Genomic DNA, 16957 nt, shown 5'->3' on the forward strand with positions numbered 1-16957 from the left:
GGCTTATGGGCTTTGTCAACTGGACCGACAATTCGCCCGAGTTCGGCGGGCTGTCGGGATTTGCCTTCAGGGAACCCGGACGGGATTTCTTCGCTGTCAGCGATCACGGCGTACTGGTCAGCGGCCGCATCCTGCGGGACATGGCTGGCGTGATCTCCGGCTTCGAGGCAACCGATGCGGCGCGCTTCATTGACAACCACGGCCAGCCTGCGCGCGGCTTTCATGGCGACGCCGAGGCGGTGCGGGTAGAGCCGGACGGCGCGATCCTCGTCGCCTTCGAAAGCTATGCCCGTGTCGCACGCTTCCGTCCGCCTGCGATGCAGCCCGAGCCGCTGAACGACTGGGACCGGTTTCGAGCGAACTGGGGAAACAAGAGCATGGAGTCGCTCGCCCTGAGCGGGGACGGGCGGGTGATGACGCTTCTTGAGGTGCCCGCCGCCGATGGCTATGCGACCTTTGCCTATCGTGGTGGGCGAACTTGGGTGGCGGGCCCGGTGCTTTCTACGGATGGCGCTTTCGATGCGGTTGACGCTGATTTCGGCCCCGACGGGCGGCTCTATGTGCTGGAACGAGCCTATTCGATCCTGTCGGGCTATCAGACCCGGATTTCCGCCTACGCGGCAGAGGGCGAGCGGTTCGGAGCGCCCGAGGTTCTTCTGCAGACCGAAGCGGGCGCGTTTGGCGACTTCGAAGGAATGGATGTCTGGCGTGATCCGGCGGGGCGCATGATCGCCACGCTGATTTCGGACAACAATTTCATCTCTTTGATCCCGACCGTCATCGCAGAGTTCGAATTGCCCGTTGGGGCTTTGCAGGGGCAAAGCCCGTGAGGTACTGCGTTGGACGAGTGAAACCGGAGCCCTTGAGATGACTTCACCGAACGGGCGGCGCATCCTGATCGTCGTCGAAAACCTGCCCGTGCCTTTGGACCGGCGCGTCTGGCTGGAAGCCACGACACTGAAGGCAGCGGGTTATGAGGTCAGCGTGATCTGCCCCACCGGGCGCGGCTGGGACAAGCAGTATGAAGAAATCGAGGGCATCCATATCTACCGCTATCCCGAGCCGGTCGAGGCCCATTCCGGCGCCGTCGCCTATGCGCGGGAATATCTGCATTCGCTGGTCCACTGGTTTCGGCTGGCCCGCAAGGTGCGGCGCGAGCGCGGGTTCGATGTGATCCAAGGCTGCAACCCGCCCGACCTGATCTTCCTTCTGGCCTGGTGGTACCGGCCAAGGGGCGTGCGGTACCTGTTCGACCATCACGATGTCTGCCCGGAACTGTTCGAGGCGAAATTCGGCAAGAAGGGGCTTCTCTACACGGTCATGCTGATCTGGGAGAAGATGACCTTCTGGACCGCCTCGGTCTCGATCGCCACCAATGAAAGTTTCCGTGAGATCGCGCTGAGGCGCGGGCGGATGGCGGCGGAGGACGTGTTTGTCGTCCGCTCGGCGCCCAAGATCGAGAAGTTCGAGATCCGCCCCGCCGACCCCGCGATGCGCAAGGGGGCGGGCACGGTTCTGGGCTATGTGGGCGTGATCGGCCAGCAGGAGGGGATGGACCTTCTGGTGGCCGCCGCCGACCATCTGATCCGGGCGATGGGGCGCGCGGACGTGCATTTCCTGATCGTCGGTTTCGGGCCGGAATTGCCGAACGTCGAGGCTGATGTCGCAGCGCGGGGCCTGTCGGAACATTTCACCTTCACCGGGGCGCTCTATGGCGATGACCTGCTGCGCGCGCTCAATTCCTGCGACATCGGCGTCAGCCCCGACCCGAAGAATGAGATGAACGACATTTCCACCATGAACAAGGTCATGGAATATATGACGCTGGAAAAGCCGGTGGTACAGTTCGACCTGAAGGAAGGCCGTGCCTCAGCAGGCGAGGCGTCGGTCTACGCAAGTGCGAACGATCCGGTCGATTTCGCCGCGAAGATCGCCCTTCTGATGGACGCGCCCGAACGGCGGCGCGAGATGGGGCGGACTGGCCGGGAACGGGTGTTGCGGGAGTTGAGCTGGGCCCATTCGTCACCGAAGCTGCTGGCCGCCTATGACCGGATATTCGCCAAGCTCGGCCGCTGAGGCGGCAGGACCCAGGCGAAGACGAGCCCGGCAAGAAAGCCGCCGAGATGGGCCTGCCAGGCGATGGTTTCAGGGATCGCCAGCGTGAGCGCGCCATTCAGAAGGGCGATCAGGGCAAGCTGCCGCACCATCCAGCGCTGTGCGCGGCGCCGGTCGGCGAAAAGGCGGAAGCGCCAGCCCAGAACAAGCGCGTAGAGGCCGAAGAGCGCACCGGAGGCGCCGACCATCGGCTGGCCGTCGCGTTGCAAGAGCGCATAGCCGAGCCCGCCCGCCACCGCGAGGGCAAGATAGAGGGCGAGGAAACGCCAGCGCCCGAGCCGCGCGGCAGGCGAGCGGCCAAGCGGGAAAAGCGCCAGCATGTTCATCAGAAGATGCAGCGGGTTGGCGTGCAGGAAAGCATAGCTGAGATAGATCAGGACGGTCTGCCCGGGATAGGCTGCCCACTGCGGCGGCGCTGGCCAGAAGGCGAACCGGTCGGCAAGCATCAGGCGCAGGTAGCGCACCGGCAGAAGGCCGAAGTCCGACGCACTGGCCGCGAGCTCCGGCAAGAGGCAGAGGATCAGGATCAGCCAAAGCACGCCCGGACCGGGCCGGCCGCCCGGCCCCCTTCCCCGCCCGGTTACCGGAACCTGGGTCAAATCAGAAAGGCACGTATTTCGGCAGAGGTTTCAGGCTTTCGGCCATGAAACGCAGAAGGCGCGCCTCGGCCTCAGCCTCGGTCTCGCCCGGGTTGATCGGCGTGACATAGCGCACGAGCGCGCCGTCGGTGCGCCCCTTGGCGAGGCTGTCGTAAAGCACGTTCAGCTTGGCGCGGAAATCGTTGGTCTCGCGCGCTCCGCGCCCCTCGAACCAGTAATAGACCAGCTGCTTCATCAGCCCTTTCTGGATGATTGCGCGGTTGGCGGCGAAGGTGCCGTAGCCCGCCGCCGTCATGTCCACCGGCACCGATTGCAGGCTGAAGATTTCCCAACCGCCCGACGGCAGGCAGACCTCAGGCGAATGGATGCCCTGCCCTTCGGTCTGCTTGCGGTAATAGGCGACGAACATCGCCACGACGTCCTTCTCTGCGGGCGCCTTGTAGACCGTGTTCACGTAATCGTCGGCGGCGAGCACCTTTTCGATATCCGGCTCAAGCCGCTGGCTATAGCCAGACCAACCCGCGATCTCGCGCGGGTATAGCGACAAGTTGGTGCGCGCGGGCTCGATCACCGCCTTCGCGGGAGCGAAGTGCCAGGCGCCCGAGACAGCGCCCGTAAGCATCACCGCGCCAGCAAGGAACAATGTGGGGCGTAGTGTCAGCACCCGTGCAAGGATCCGGCCGAACCCTTCGAAGTCGAGGTCAATCGCCTCTGAGAGGGGCTTCGGATTGGGCGTCAGCCGCTGCAGCGCGATAGCCATGCCGAAGAGGATGAGGACGCAGAGGAGGAAAACCACCCAGCCTTCGAAGAAATGCAGGAAACCTTCGGCCTGTTCGATCCCGTAGCGGTCGACGAGGATCCCAATCACCCCGATACGGAACGAATTCATCAGGACGGTTATCGGCGCGGCCGACAGAAGAAGCACGATCTTGTGCCAAAGGGGACCACGATAGAGGATCGAGAAGAGGTAGGAAAAGCTGAGGATCGGAAAGAGGTAGCGCAGGCCCGAACAGGCTTCGGCCACCTGGAGCTTGTAGACCCCGAGGTCGATCACATTGCCTTCCAGATAGACGGCGACGCCTGCGAGGCTGACGAACCAGACCCCGATCGCCGAAGATATCCATTGCAGAAAGATCGTAAGCTTCCAGTAGAGGATCTGCGGCAGAGGCAGCATGAAGACCAGATGAAAGACCGGCAGCTGATGGCGCCGCCCGCGCCGCCAGCCGAAGATTGCGATCACCACGCCCGAGACCCAGAAGATGAATGCGTAGGTCACGATGTCGGGCACGCGCATGAAATTGCCCAGAAGCGCCAACAGAAGCGACGCGGCGATCAGAAGAAGACCCGGCCAGCCATCGCGTGCTTGAGTCGCGGACGGGGGCTCGCGTCGCAATTCGCGCAAGAAGAGATAAAGCGAGATCAGCGGGATAAGCGGGCCGTGGCTGTATTCGGCGGTTGACCAGGCGGCAGCAAGCGAGCGGAAGCCGATCCAGAAGATCGGCAGCGAGACGAGGCAAAGAAGCACGAACAGGCCAAAGCCCGCCGGGTTCAGCGCGAAGGCCGATCCGGGGCAAGTGGACGGGCTGCCTATGCCGGAAGTCTCTGTCATCAGAATCCGCAAATTACGCTAAGGCTTATAGGCCAAAACCCTATGCGGCGGTAATCAAATCCGCGCGCGAGGGCCAGAGAGGGGCGGACAGGCCGTGCCCCGAAACAATCGGGGCCGGGGTCGATATTCCGTTTCACGGGCGGTAGCTGAAATTCCGGCCTAGCGTCACGAAGAGCGATGTCGAATCCGCGTCGGCGAGCCCGGTTTCCTTGCGCAGACGGTACTCGACGCCCCCCGTCAGGTTCCAGTCGGCGGTCAGGTCGCGGCTGTAGGTCGCCTGAAGCGTCGTCAGTTCGACCGTGTCACCCGCTGCGAAAATGCTGGTGCTCGTGTCCTGCTCACCCCAGTCGAGGCTGAGCCGGAGGCGCGACAGCGTATCGATCGGATGTGTGTAATTGACGCCGATCCTGGTATCGACCACCTCCTGGTCATTGTTGTTCGTCGAGGCGGTTCGGTCGAGCGACAGTGTCAGCGTGTCGGACGGCATCTGGATGCTGTAGGCGACCGAAGCGATCCAGCCCATATCGCCGATATCGCCGTCTGTGACGCCAAGCGAGGCGCGGAGATTGCCGCGTGGCAGTTGCAGGTCACGCCCGAAGGTCAGGGTGGAGCGGCGGCCGTTCTGGTTGACGGAAGATCTGAAGGCCCCGAAGGCAGAACCGTTCGGCAGCGCCTTGGTCAGCCTCAGATCGCTTGACACGCCATCTCGGTTGTTCGTGCCGGTATTGCGGACGGTTTCCACATCCGTCAGGCCGATCTGGCCGTCAAAAGTCAGCACCGAATTGATCTCATATGCCAGGCCCAGCGACAGGTCCTTCGTTGTCCGCTCGGTCTGGAATGCGTCGTTCGCCTCATAGCGCGATAGGCCCGCGACAAGGCGCGCGGTCGCGACCGGGCTCAGCCGGAAGCTCAGCGTGCCGGTCGCGCTGTTGGTCTCTGTGTCGAAGATGCGCGGATTGACGACGTTGCTGTAATCCTTCTCGGCGTGCTTGAGGTCGAGCGTGAAGCCAAGCGGCGCGGTCAGGCCGACCTCGTATTTCAGGCCGAGGTTCGTGTCGCGCAAAGAGCCGCCATTGCCGACCAGCGTTCCGAACTGCTGCTCTTCTCGCTCGACTTGGAAAGGATTGAGAAAGTCGCGGTCGACGTCACGGTAGCTGCCGGTCAGGGTCAGGCGGCTGTTCACGCTGTCGGTGACATAGCGCAGCTTCAGCGTGGGGTCTTCAAACCCGCGGACCGAACGGCCAGGAATATCGGCAAAGCGCAGGACACCCGTCGCGAGGATCGACAGATCGTGGGCCGAATTCTTGCTGGTGAGGCCGAAGCTCAGCTTGGTATCGGAGATCACGGTATCGCCGGTGCCGCCACCGGGCGTCATCGAGAAATTGTCGTCATACTTAAGCGTCGTACTGACGCCTATGTCGACCTGAAGCCCTCCGGATGCACCTGCGCCTCCCTGTTGAGGGGAGGCGTAGGTCGGCCAGAGTGTTGCGAGTGCGGCGATGACCGCCAGTCTGCTCGTCGTTGATCCCACCCGATATCCTGCCTGTTATTCGAAGAGGCGACGCTCCGGTACCACGATCACATCGCCCTGACGCAGAACGATGACCGGCGCACTCGCACCCTGCTGCACTGCCTTGTAGTTATAGTTGTATACCGTTTCCTTGCCGGTTTTGGAATCCGCCCGGCGCAGTTGAATGCGCTTTGTTGCCGCAAAGCGCGTCAGGCCGCCGTTTTCGGCCAGGAACTGCAGAAGCGTGGTCCCGGGAACCACGTCCAGCCGGCCGGGCTTGTTGAATTCGCCCATCGCATAGACCGACATCGTGCCCGATTGCGTGACATTCTGCGCCGCAAGACCGGCCGCCGCATTGGCAACGGCCTGCGTCGTCGGGTTGAGCTGTCCGACCGACAGGAACACCGTGGGCGGAGCGGCGAATTTTGACGCGAGCGCCGCAGAGATCGCGGAACGCATGCTGTCGATCGACTGGCCGCTGGCCTTGATCGCGCCGACAAGCGGCAGGCTGACCGTGCCGTCGGGCAGCACCAGGAGGTTCCGGTTGAGGCTCGGATCCTCAAGGATTTCCATGTTCAGCACATCGCCGGACTGGATTCTATAGGTCTGGGCAAGCGCCATCGGCGCGAGCATGAGGGCCAGGAGAAGGCCGAAGAGGGTTCTGAGCATTTTGGCACCCTATCTTTTGATCGGACCCAGATTAGAAGCGGGCCGTTCTTTTTCAAAACATTAACGGGACTCGAAACGGTTCGTAACCTCGATCGCAACGTTCGTGCCCGCGCTGCAACACCTTTATGGCTTATCGGGGGCAAATCCGGCGGCTTTGAGCCTTTCGAGTTCTTCTTTCGCCGAAATCACGAAAGTCCGCGAATCGTCTTCGGAGACAAGTGCCAGCGCGGCGGCGAATCTGTTCGCAGCGTCTGCATTCGCGCCGGCGGCCTTATAGGTCATCGCCAGATGATACTGCACCATCGGGTCTCTAGGCAGTCCCGCCGCGGCCTTCTCCAGCTCGCGCAGCGCATCCGCGAAATTGCCGTTGAGATATGCGATCCAGCCATAAGTGTCCTGATAGGCGGGTACGTCGCTGGAGCGCAGACGCCGCGCGATAATTTCGGCCCGCCGCAGACTGTCGGCGTCCGTACGATAACTGGACAGAAGGCTCGCGAGGTTGTTGGCGACGATCGGGTTCGCCGAATTCTCCTGATAGAGCGCTTCGTATATGGCGATCGCGCCTTCGATATCGCCCTTGCCTTCCAGGATGCCCGCCTTGGCCCACCGCAGTTCGCCCGAGCTGGGGTTGATGGTCAAAGCCTGATCGAGCAGCGCCAGTGCTTCCTCACGGCGGACCGGATCGAGCGCCACTGCCCGGACCAGCGCCATCCAAATATCGGTGCGGTCGGGCGACTGGACGAGGAGTGCACGATATTCACTCTCGGCACCCTTTTGATCGCCGGTCAGCGCCAGGACCGTCGCATGAATGAACTGCACATCCTTGTTGTCGGGATCCTCGGCGAGGATCTTCGCGGCATAGGCCAGCGCTTCGGCATTGCGGCCGTTGGCCAGATGGTTGCGCAGGACGGCGACCTTTGCGTCGGTACGCTTGCCTTCGGTGCTGGCCAGACGTTCCAGATAGTCGAGCGCGTCGCCCGCCTTTTGCTGCCCCTGCAGAATGGAGGCGCGGATCGCACCGATGTCGTTGGCCAGCCGCGGATCCTTCTGCTTCTCCAATTCTCGCACGACCGCCTCGGCGCGCGGCCAATCCTGCAGCGCGACATAGAGCTGTCCGAGCGGCACCAGCAAAGCGGCGTTTCCCGGTGACAGGCGCAGGGCCTCGACCAGGACGCCCTCGGCCGGCAGAAGCTTGTTCTCGGACGCGAGGAGCTGCGCATACCGCAGAGATTCCGCAGGAGCGCGACCGGACGCCCCGACGGCCTGAGCAAGCGTGTCGCGCATCAGGTCACGCTGGCCATCGCGCTCATATGCCTGTGCCATCAGCGTCAGAAGTGATGCGTCACGCGGGTTCTGATCGACTGCATCCCTGAGAATGGCAACTGCGTCACTGGCATCGTCATCCATGATCTGCCAGGTGGCCCTCAGCTTGATCGCCTCGACATTCCCGGAATCCTCGGACAATACCTCGTCAACCAGCGCCCGTGCCCCGTCGCTGTCGCCAACCGCAAGCTTCATCCGTGCGAGCGCGACCCTGACCGAACGTGCCTCGTCGGCATCGTCCACATCATCGAGCAAAGCTTCCATCTCGGCGATTGCGCCATCGCGGTCGCCCTGGTCGAAATGGAAACCGGCGCGGGCCGAGCGGAAAACGGTGGCCTGCTGACCGCTCTCGATCAGCCGGTCGAGCTCGGCGAGGGCGGCGTCGGCCCCACGATACTCGCCGAGGAACCTGACCAGCGAGGTGAGGTTCTGCAAGTCATCGGGAAAGTCGGTCGATCTTTGGCGCAGGAAGGCTTCGGCCTTGTCAAAATCCTTGCGCGAGAGATACCACCGCAACAGCGCCTCGGGCATCTCGGGCGCCTTGGGAAAGACCTCGATCATCTCGATCAGGCCGCGCTCCACCGCAGCATTGTCTTGCAGCGCCGCGTTGACCGATAAACGTTGTGCGTAAAACAGCTTCTCCGTCGGTGCGATGGCGATAGCCTTGTTCAACTCACCAAGTGCCTCAGACAGTGACTGGCCGCGGATAAGGTCGTCGATGATGACTTTGTAAAGCGTCAGGTTTTCCGGCGTCTTTTCGCGCAGCGCGCGCGCTGCGTCGACCGACTTGAGGATCGCCGCGCTGTCGCTGCGCTCCACTGCCTGACCGTAGGTCACGAGCAGCCGCGTCGCCTGCAGGGCAAGGTCGTCCGGCGCCGCAGCAAGCGCGCGCGTCACGAAAGTCTCGGCATCGACCCATTCACCGCTGTCCGCGGCCATCTCCGACAACGCCTTCAACCCGGCGACATCGTTGGGATATTGCTCGATCAGTCGCAGATACTGGCTGTAGGCCTCGCGCAGGTTGCCGCGCCCGCGTTCTGCCTCGGCATAGGCGAGACGGGCATCGTGATGTTCGCCGTTCAGTTTGAAGACATTGCGAAATTCGACAAGCGCGCGGTCGATATCGCCCGCCTGCAGATATTCAAGCCCCGCATTGAAATGCCGCTCCGCCCGCTGTTCTGCGGTGTCGCAGGCTGCGAGCAGCGCCATTGTCGCGACAAGGGCGAGGGTAAGGGACAGGCGTCGTCTCATCACGGATTCAGCTCACCTTGCCAGCGCGACCGGCACGCCGAAACCACACTCAGCAGTTTCACGCAAGGGCATAGCGCTCTCTGCTTCACGATAACAAGATTGAACTAGTACCCAGTCCCCTTCGCAACCGCACCGAAAGTCTTCAGAAGGATCGCCAGATCGGTACGGAAAGACAAGACGCGATCATAGTCATTGTCGAATTCCGCGCGCTTGGCGAAGGTGCAGCTGTTGCGGTCGGAGATCTGCCAGAGACCGGAAATGCCCGGGCGCAGCCCATAATAGGCAAGGCCGGGGTAAAGCTCGCGCTGCTCGGGCATCATGGGCCTTGGGCCTACGAGCGACATCTGGCCCATGAGCACGTTCCACAGTTGCGGCAGTTCATCGAGCGAGGATTTGCGAAGGAAGCGGCCGAGCATCGTCACCCGCGGATCGTACTTCAGTTTCTGCGTCGCATCCCATTCGCGCCGCGCCTCGGGGTTCGCCGCCAGATACCCCTCCAGCCGCTTGTCGGCACCCGCGACCATGGTCCGGAGCTTGATCATCCGGAAACTGCGCCCGCCTTTGCCGACCCGGTCGCTGGCATAGAACGGGTTCTCGCCGTCCATCATCACGATCAGCGCAAGAAGCGCCACGAGCGGCGCCACGATGATAGCCGAAGCCAGCACAATCGTCACATCGAGAAAGCGCTTGAAGAACCTGCGATAAGCTCCTTGCCGCGCCGGGAGAGCAACCTGCCCCAGCGGCGCCGAGGCCGAATGAATTTCGTCGGTCATGTCATTAAACTGCATGGTCATAAGTCGCACTGGTTCCCAGCTTGATCGAAACAATATCTTTGGCGGCCCCAGGGCCGTGGAAAGTTGAAAACTGACGGGAGAGCCCCCTCCCACCTTTTTGATACACCTTCGCCGCCACCGACAAAAGAAGATTTGGCCATGTGTAGCAGGCCCGGGAGGATTCCCGCCAATTCCGATGGACTTTGCCAGCGCCAGGGCGCAAAACGCCAACGCGCAGCACGAATAGGCTGCCGATTGGAAACAATGACGGCATCAATGTGGCTTCTTGCGCGGGGAAGGGCCGGAAAGTCAGCAATCGTGGCCGAATCAAGAGCGGCTCGCCATATGTCCGGGCAGGCTTGCATAGGATCGCCATCAAGTTGACGAACTGATGTGAGCAGGGAGACGTAAGCCCTTCTGTGACCTTGCTTTGCCGGGTGACAGCGCGCAGGGTAGATGCGGCGACGGTGGAAGATCGGATGAACAAGGTCGTGGAGACCAGAGCAGAAGACGCGGGCAACATCGGCTTCTACATGGATTTCTTCGGATTCCGGGAGAGGCCGTTCACGCTCGTCCCCGATCCGGATTTCCTGTTCTGGTCGGCGCAACATCGGCGCGCCTATTCGGTTCTCGAATTCGGTATCCTGTCGCGCGCACCCATTACACTGGTGACCGGTGGCGTCGGTTGCGGCAAGACCACGCTACTGCGCGAGCTTTTGCGCCAGTTCGGCGCCAAGGTCACGGTCGGCCTGATCTCGAACGCACAAGGTGGCCGGGGCGAGCTGATCCAGTGGGTCCTGAACGCACTCGGCGTGCGCTTCAACCCGGTGGTCGGCTATGTGCAGCTGTTTCAGCAATTGCAGGATTTTCTGATCGACGAATACGCCGCCGGTCGAAGGGTCGTCCTGATCTTCGACGAGGCACAGAACCTGTCGCCTGAAAGCCTCGAAGAACTCAGGATGCTGACCAACATCAACTCCGGCAAGGATGAGGTGATCCAGCTCGTGCTGGTCGGTCAGCCGGAACTGCGCGACATGGTGCTCGACCCGTCCCTGCGCCAGCTGGCACAGCGCATCGCGGCGAGCTTCCATCTCATGCCGCTCGATGAAAAGGCAGTGGGCGAGCTGATCTCTTACCGGCTGCGCGCCGCTGGCGGGACCGGGGCGGAAATCACGCCCGAAGCGGCGGCGCTGATCCACAAGGCGACGCGCGGCGTGCCGCGGCTCATCAATCAATTGTGTGACATGGCATTGCTTTACGCATGGAGCACGGATCATCATCATGTCGACGCGCAGGTGGTACAATCTGTGCTGGATGATGGCGTGTTTTTCGCCGCGCAGATCGCGGCTGAGGAAGAGAAACGGAAATGAACTTCGATCTGTCCTTCTATTTCGCGGTATTCCTCCGCCGGATTCACTATTTCATCATCATCACCGCACTGGTGTCAGCCGCTGCGATCGCGGCTGCGTTCCTTCTGCCCTCGGTCTACCAGGCGACCTCGCTTCTCGTGCTTGAATCCTCGACCATCCCTGGCGCGCTCGCGGCGCCGACCGTTCAGGCCGCCGCCCTTGAAAAGTTGCAGCTGATCGAGAACAAGCTGATGACGCGGCAGAACCTGATCGACATCGCCAACCGTCTGAATGTCTTCAAGGATATCAAGAAGATGACGCCCGACGAGGTGGTGAAGGCAATGCGCGATTCGACCACGATCAAGAAGAGTGCCAACAAGGGCGAAGCGACGATCATGAACCTGACGTTCTCGTCAGACACCGGCAAGGTCGCCGCCGCGGTGGTCAACGAATATGTCACGCAAATCCTGAAGGAAGATGTCGACCAGCGCACCAAGAGCGCTGAGGCGACCGTCGATTTCTTTGAGCAGGAAGTGAAGCGGCTGAGTGCCGAGCTTGATCAGCTGAGCGCCAAGATCCTCGATTTCCAGAACAAGAACTCCGACGCCCTGCCCTCGACACTGGCATTCCGGCTTAGCCAGCAGACGACGCTGCAGGGCAAGCTCGACACTGCCGAGCAGAACATCCGCCAGCTGCAGGATCAGCGGGAGCGTCTGAAGGCACTCTATGAATCGACCGGTCAGGTCGGTAATGCGGTCGCGCCGCAGACGCCCGAGGCCAAGCAGCTCGCCACGCTGAACGATCAGTTGCGCCAGACGCTCGCAGTGCTGGCGCCCGATCATCCCAAGGTCAAGCTGTTGCAAGTCCAGATTGCCCAGCTCGAAGAGATCGTGAAGAATCAGACCGCGCCGCCCGCCGACGCGGCGAACCCAACCGCCACGATGTTCGATGTGCAGCTTGCCGACATCGATTCAAAGATCGCGTTGGAAACCCAAAGCCGCGACCAGATCGCCGAGCAGATGAAGGCGCTGCAGGAAACGATCGACCGGACGCCCGCCAACCAGATCGCGCTCGATGCGCTGAACCGGGACTATTCGAACATTCAGCAGCAGTATAACGCCGCGGTCGGCAACCTGTCGAAAGCCTCGGCCGGGGAAAGGATCGAGATCCTGTCGAAGGGCGAGAAGCTTTCGGTTCTTGACGCCGCGACGGTTCCCAACCGCCCAGCCAAGCCGAACCGGCCGCTTATCGCGGTCGGCGGCATGGCGATGGGCATGTTACTCGGGCTTGGCACGATTTTCCTGACCGAGCTTCTCAATCGTGCGGTCCGCCGTCCGAAAGATATCGTGTCGGCCTTCGGCATAACGCCTTTGGTGACCATCCCCTATATGCGCACCCCGGCCGAGACATTGCAGCGCCGGTCAATGTTCATCGGCATGATGTTCATGGCGGTGGTCGGGATTCCCGCGATGATCTACGCGGTACATGTTTTCTACCAGCCGCTCGATATCCTTCTCGACCGGGTGGCGCGTCAATTTGGTATCCGTCTCTGACGTTGACGGCGGACAGGTAAGAATTAGCGAGACTCAGGATGGAAAAGCTCGAAGCAGCATTGGCGAAGGCCCGCGAGGCGCGAAAAGCATCTCTGGGTGACGATATTGCCGCGCCTCTTGCGCCGCGACAGTCGGAGCCGCGGGCAGCGCAGGGCGGTGCCGACTGGTCGGCCCTGCCCGAGCTGTCGATCACGACCGAACAGGCGCGCAGTGGGCGCCTTGGCTCGTTGCTGGGCGGCAAGGATGCGACACCCTACGACATGCTGCGCTCGCGCACGATCCGGCTGATGAAGGACGCAGGTTGGAAGCGGCTTGCCGTGACCTCGCCCAACGCGGCCTGCGGCAAAACGACGGTGTCGCTGAATCTCGCCCTCAGCCTCGCGCGGCAGCGTGACCTGCGTGTCATGCTCATTGACCTCGACCTCAGGCGGCCTGCCCTGCACAAGCTGATCGGCTATCAGCCCGCGCGGTCGTTTCACGAAGTGCTTGAGGAGAAGGCAAACGTGGTCGAGGCCTGCGTCCGTGTCGGCACCAACCTGATCATCGCCACGAACGCGACGCCCTCGCGCCACCCCGCAGAGGTGCTGCACAGCGATCGCAGCCGCGAGGTACTGAAGGCGATAGAGGCGGCCTGGCAGCCCGATATCATGATCTTCGACATGTCGCCGATGCTGGCCAGTGACGATAATGTTGGCTTCCTTGGCAATGTCGATTGCTCGCTTCTCGTCGTGGCGGCGGAAAGCACGACCCTGCCCAATATTGATGTCTGCGAGAAGGAACTGGCGCAACTGACCAATGTGCTTGGTGTTGTCCTGAACAAGTGCCGCTACGAAGATCCGTCTGCAGGCTACGGTTACGAGGCCTACGAGTAGATCCGGGCGCGATCTCCCTGCAACGCGGTATGAACAAAAAACAAAGGCCGGGCTCTCGCCCGGCCTTATCGCTATTTCACACTCGGATGCGAGCGTCAGGCACGCGCGCGGCGGCGGAACATCGCCAGACCGCCAAGGCCACCGAGCAGCATCAGACCCGCCGCCGGCACTGGCACCGGAGCGAGTTCGATCCCGGCAAGCGCACCGTCGGCATAGCCGAGGCTGTCGTTGCTGTTCAGGACGGTGAAGCGGATGACCGAAGCGTAGATCGGCTGGAAGGCAGCAGCGACGAAGCCCGCCGCACCAGTTCCGGCAACATCGACCGCGACCAGAGAAACCGGCGCGCCGCCGTCAATCGAGGCCTGGCCGACTTCAAGCGTCCCGCCCGTCCGTGCCTGGAACAGGTCAAGGAAGTAGAAGGCGCTGACCATGACGGGCGAGCTGAAAGCGATCTCGATCCACTCCTGACGCATCGGCGTCGTAGTGATCTCGTCGTCGTTCAGCCCGACGCCGTAGCCGTCACGCTCAAACGCGAGGCCCGTGCCAGTCGGCTTGCTGTTGCCGTCGAACAGTTGCGAATTGTTCAAATAGCCACTACCGGTCATCGTCCAAGTGACGGCCCCGCCCATGACCGAACCGGAAGTTCCGGTCGACGCGGCGGTAAAGTCGATAACTGCTGCGTTCGCACCGACTGCGCCCAGCGCCATCACGGCGCTCGCGCACAGCCCACGAACCAAAGACTTCAAGTACATCGTGAAAACCCCACTTCAGTATTCCGCACCCTTTGTCACACTTTTACCACATTTCATCGGGATTGGAACGATGTTTCGCCTCGATTTGAACAAATTATGCCGATTCAGGCGTCTACGCAGCAATCCGATCGAGTAGGATGGCAATCAGGAAACCATACCGAGATTGCAGCGCGACAGTTTCCTATTGGTTGACAAAAATGGATATGATTTGTGGCGCGGCCTCGCCACACCCGCTTCAGTGCCCCGGTCGAAGCGCGGATTCGTCGCAAGAATTGCAGACGACGCCGCTCTCGAGGCGGCCCTTAGATGTTCGACGATTCGTTGTTCGGCAGGCGTCGCCACATTTCAAACACAAATCCGCCGGCAGCGATGCCGGCGGATTTGGTGCAGATCTTGACCTGTAGGTCTTACTGGCTTTCGTAGGCCCCTGCGTCGGGTGCGTTGCCCTTCGGTCGCGGCGCGCCAACTATATCCGAGGGCGTCTGGTAGGCCTTGCTTCCGGCATTCGCCGAGAGCGCACCGGGCAGCAAACTGTAGTCCTGGCTGCGGTAGGCTGTAAACTCGGAGGCCATATTCCTCACCACAACATTGTTGGACACGACGATGTTGTTGGCCGCCTTGGATGTATTCTTGATCAGGTTCGAGGCGTTGTTGCCGATTACGACGTTCCGGGACATGGTGCCGTTCTTGTGCCTGTTCACCGCAATCCAAGGATAATTAGTCCCCTGCCCCAGCGCGTTGATCACCGTGTTCTGGGCGATCGTGGTGTTTAGCGCGCCAGCGATGGTGATCCCGTGGTAACCGGTCACCGAAATCACGTTATTGCGGATCTGCGTGCCGTCATACATGCCATCGAACATGCCGATGCCCTGCAGCTTGCATCTGAGCGAATTGGTGCTGGATGCGGTCCATTCGAGGATCTTGTTGTTTTCGATCACGAGGTTGTAGACGGTCCCGGCCCCGGGCGCGCCCGTCGGGCCGCGCGAGAAGGACTGGAACCCGTCCGCGTGGTTAGCATCGATCTGGAAGCAGTTCTGGACCTTGTTGCGGCGCACCAGAGAATCGTCGCCGAGCGCGCGCATCGCATCGCCGGCGAAACCATCGACAATATTGTCGACCAACTGGCTCTGCGGGCCCTCGACCTGAATGCCATGGTAGATACCCGTCACGCGGCTCCCGACCACGATGTTGCGCGCGCCCTGCAGCTGAAAGCCCGAACGTTTGTTGGCTCTCCAGGCGGTGACATCCCAGGAAAGGTACTTTGCTGCGTCCGGAACCGACCGAACATCCAGGCCGTAGAAGGCAATGTCGCTCGAATTCGTGTAGGTGCGGACAAGCGCGCCGGAACCCGCGTTCGCCGACGTGGCCCAGACCTTGATATCTCGCATCGTCACGTTCGCGGAATTGCCGATCAGGATCGAGTCAACCTGAGCGGTCTGTCCTGGCATGGGTTGGAACGTCACGGCGCTCGAGAACCGGTAGCCCGATATGTTGATCGGGCCGTGATAGCCGTCCATCAGGAAGACCCGGTCCCCTCCCTGCAGTTGCCCGGACTTGAGAAGCGCGGCAACGGTCGGATACGTCGCCCCGGCCGCTGGTGTCGTCGTCGGGCTGATCGCCGTCGGGCTGATCGCCGTCGGGCTGGTTGCCCCGGTCGTCGTGGTCTCCGTGGTCGTGCCGAGGGGCTGCTCTGCGCTCGAAGAAGTGGCGCTCTTGGTCGTCTCGGTTGTCGTCGTCGTGGTGGGTTCCCCCACACTCACCCACTTGCCCGCTGTGTTGCCGCGCTCGTTCACGTTCAGCTTCATGCGGCTCACGCGCTTCGTCGCCTTCAGCGAAATGGCGGCCAACGGCGTGCCTGCGACCGGGCCGGGCCTCACCGGCATGATATAATAGTCGGCAGCTGACAATGCGGTCGCGCTGACCCCGAGGGCCAGGCTGGCGATCAGCATGGAACCAAGCAGCTTCATCGAATTGTCCTTCCGGTCGCGAGTGTATCCCCGCCATCAACAATGAATCCGAACGTGGCAAAGATGCGGCGCAAATGGAGTTTGGTTATGTCAGTCGAGCCAAATCTGACGCGAATATCCAATCATTCGTTAATCATTGTCCGCCAAACGGATAGTAGCACTATCCAAAAGTTGTAAACAGTACCTCCGCGCGCAGCATTCCGCCGATGTTAAGACGGGTCGAAAATCATGCGGCAGTGACGGCCAATAGGGCCCGCGTCCCGCGCGGCGCCCACCTGGACGAACTCACTCGGCCAACATGACAGGATCCGACATGGACAAGTTTTCCGAATATCCAACGACATTGACTGCGCCCGCACGCGACGCTTCCACCGTCGTGCCGCATGACACCAACGACCTGGCACAACTGCCGCGCGCGCTCTACATCGGCCAGGGCGGGCATGTATCCCTCAGAATGCCCGGCGGCGGAACCGTAGTCTTTGCCAACGCACAGGGCGGAAGCTTTCTGCCGCTGCGCGCACTCGGCATCAACGCAACCGGGACAACCGCCAGCGCTATCGTCGCACTCTGGTAACCCAATAGCCCGCGAGAAACAGAAAACGCAGGACAGGGGAT

Annotated in this window: 14 protein-coding genes; 6 read left to right on the plus strand and 8 right to left on the minus strand. The window is 61.7% G+C overall.

The genetic code is table 11. The features are described from left to right. Positions 1–5: 5 nt before the first annotated feature. Together OU426_RS14455 and OU426_RS14460 are read left to right on the plus strand one after the other, a co-directional pair. A complete protein-coding gene (locus OU426_RS14455; RefSeq protein ID WP_267634745.1) occupies positions 6–830 on the plus strand; it encodes an esterase-like activity of phytase family protein in 825 nt (274 codons plus the stop codon). A gap of 37 nt (positions 831–867) precedes the next feature. Beyond that, positions 868–2076 carry a glycosyltransferase family 4 protein gene (locus OU426_RS14460; protein WP_267634746.1) on the plus strand — a complete coding sequence of 403 codons (1209 nt, stop codon included), beginning with the start codon at positions 868–870 and terminating at the stop codon, positions 2074–2076. Here the strand turns inward: OU426_RS14460 and OU426_RS14465 are convergent. The 6 genes from OU426_RS14465 to OU426_RS14490 all read right to left on the minus strand — a co-directional run bounded on the left by OU426_RS14465 (position 2043) and on the right by OU426_RS14490 (position 9849). Beyond that, positions 2043–2654 carry a rhomboid family intramembrane serine protease gene (locus OU426_RS14465; RefSeq protein WP_267634747.1) on the minus strand — a complete coding sequence of 204 codons (612 nt, stop codon included), beginning with the start codon at positions 2652–2654 and terminating at the stop codon, positions 2043–2045. The two genes, OU426_RS14460 and OU426_RS14465, sit on opposite strands and share 34 nt — an antisense overlap. A gap of 61 nt (positions 2655–2715) precedes the next feature. Beyond that, positions 2716–4323 (minus strand): VPLPA-CTERM-specific exosortase XrtD, encoded by a 1608-nt coding sequence (gene xrtD, locus OU426_RS14470; RefSeq protein WP_267634748.1) that lies wholly within the window; start codon positions 4321–4323, stop codon positions 2716–2718. Between the two features lie 133 nt (positions 4324–4456). Beyond that, a complete protein-coding gene (locus OU426_RS14475) occupies positions 4457–5854 on the minus strand; it encodes a putative outer membrane beta-barrel protein (protein WP_267634749.1) in 1398 nt (465 codons plus the stop codon). Positions 5855–5869: 15 nt separating this feature from the next. Continuing rightward, positions 5870–6502, minus strand: coding sequence for a polysaccharide biosynthesis/export family protein (locus OU426_RS14480; RefSeq protein ID WP_267634750.1), 633 nt, complete (start codon positions 6500–6502; stop codon positions 5870–5872). 123 nt (positions 6503–6625) lie between these two features. Beyond that, positions 6626–9076, minus strand: a complete 2451-nt coding sequence (locus OU426_RS14485; protein ID WP_267634751.1) for a tetratricopeptide repeat protein — start codon at positions 9074–9076, stop codon at positions 6626–6628. Positions 9077–9180: 104 nt separating this feature from the next. Further along, complete coding sequence (locus tag OU426_RS14490) at positions 9181–9849, minus strand: sugar transferase (RefSeq protein ID WP_267634752.1); 669 nt, start codon at positions 9847–9849, stop codon at positions 9181–9183. Between the two features lie 479 nt (positions 9850–10328). Here OU426_RS14490 and OU426_RS14495 point away from each other — a divergent pair, with 479 nt between their 5' ends. Genes OU426_RS14495 through OU426_RS14505 form a run of 3 tightly spaced genes read left to right on the plus strand, consistent with a single transcriptional unit; the run spans position 10329 to position 13623 of the window. Further along, on the plus strand, positions 10329–11219 hold the full coding sequence (locus OU426_RS14495) for an ExeA family protein (RefSeq protein WP_267634753.1): 891 nt from the start codon (positions 10329–10331) through the stop codon (positions 11217–11219). Beyond that, positions 11216–12751, plus strand: coding sequence for a GumC family protein (locus OU426_RS14500; protein WP_267634754.1), 1536 nt, complete (start codon positions 11216–11218; stop codon positions 12749–12751). Before OU426_RS14495 ends, OU426_RS14500 begins: the two co-directional genes overlap by 4 nt. Before the next feature lie 38 nt (positions 12752–12789). Then, complete coding sequence (locus tag OU426_RS14505; RefSeq protein ID WP_267634755.1) at positions 12790–13623, plus strand: CpsD/CapB family tyrosine-protein kinase; 834 nt, start codon at positions 12790–12792, stop codon at positions 13621–13623. 95 nt (positions 13624–13718) lie between these two features. Here the strand turns inward: OU426_RS14505 and OU426_RS14510 are convergent, their stop codons facing one another. Both OU426_RS14510 and OU426_RS14515 read right to left on the minus strand, forming a co-directional pair. Further along, a complete protein-coding gene (locus OU426_RS14510; RefSeq protein WP_267634756.1) occupies positions 13719–14330 on the minus strand; it encodes a VPLPA-CTERM sorting domain-containing protein in 612 nt (203 codons plus the stop codon). A gap of 452 nt (positions 14331–14782) precedes the next feature. Beyond that, the gene (locus OU426_RS14515) at positions 14783–16342 is read right to left on the minus strand and encodes a right-handed parallel beta-helix repeat-containing protein (protein WP_267634757.1); all 1560 of its coding nucleotides are present in this window, start codon (positions 16340–16342) and stop codon (positions 14783–14785) included. Positions 16343–16655: 313 nt separating this feature from the next. Here OU426_RS14515 and OU426_RS14520 point away from each other — a divergent pair, with 313 nt between their 5' ends. Beyond that, positions 16656–16916, plus strand: a complete 261-nt coding sequence (locus OU426_RS14520) for a spike base protein, RCAP_Rcc01079 family (RefSeq protein ID WP_267634758.1) — start codon at positions 16656–16658, stop codon at positions 16914–16916. The last annotated feature ends 41 nt before the right edge of the window (positions 16917–16957 follow it).

The organism is Frigidibacter sp. RF13, assembly GCF_026626305.1.
Classification (GTDB): domain Bacteria; phylum Pseudomonadota; class Alphaproteobacteria; order Rhodobacterales; family Rhodobacteraceae; genus TMP-24.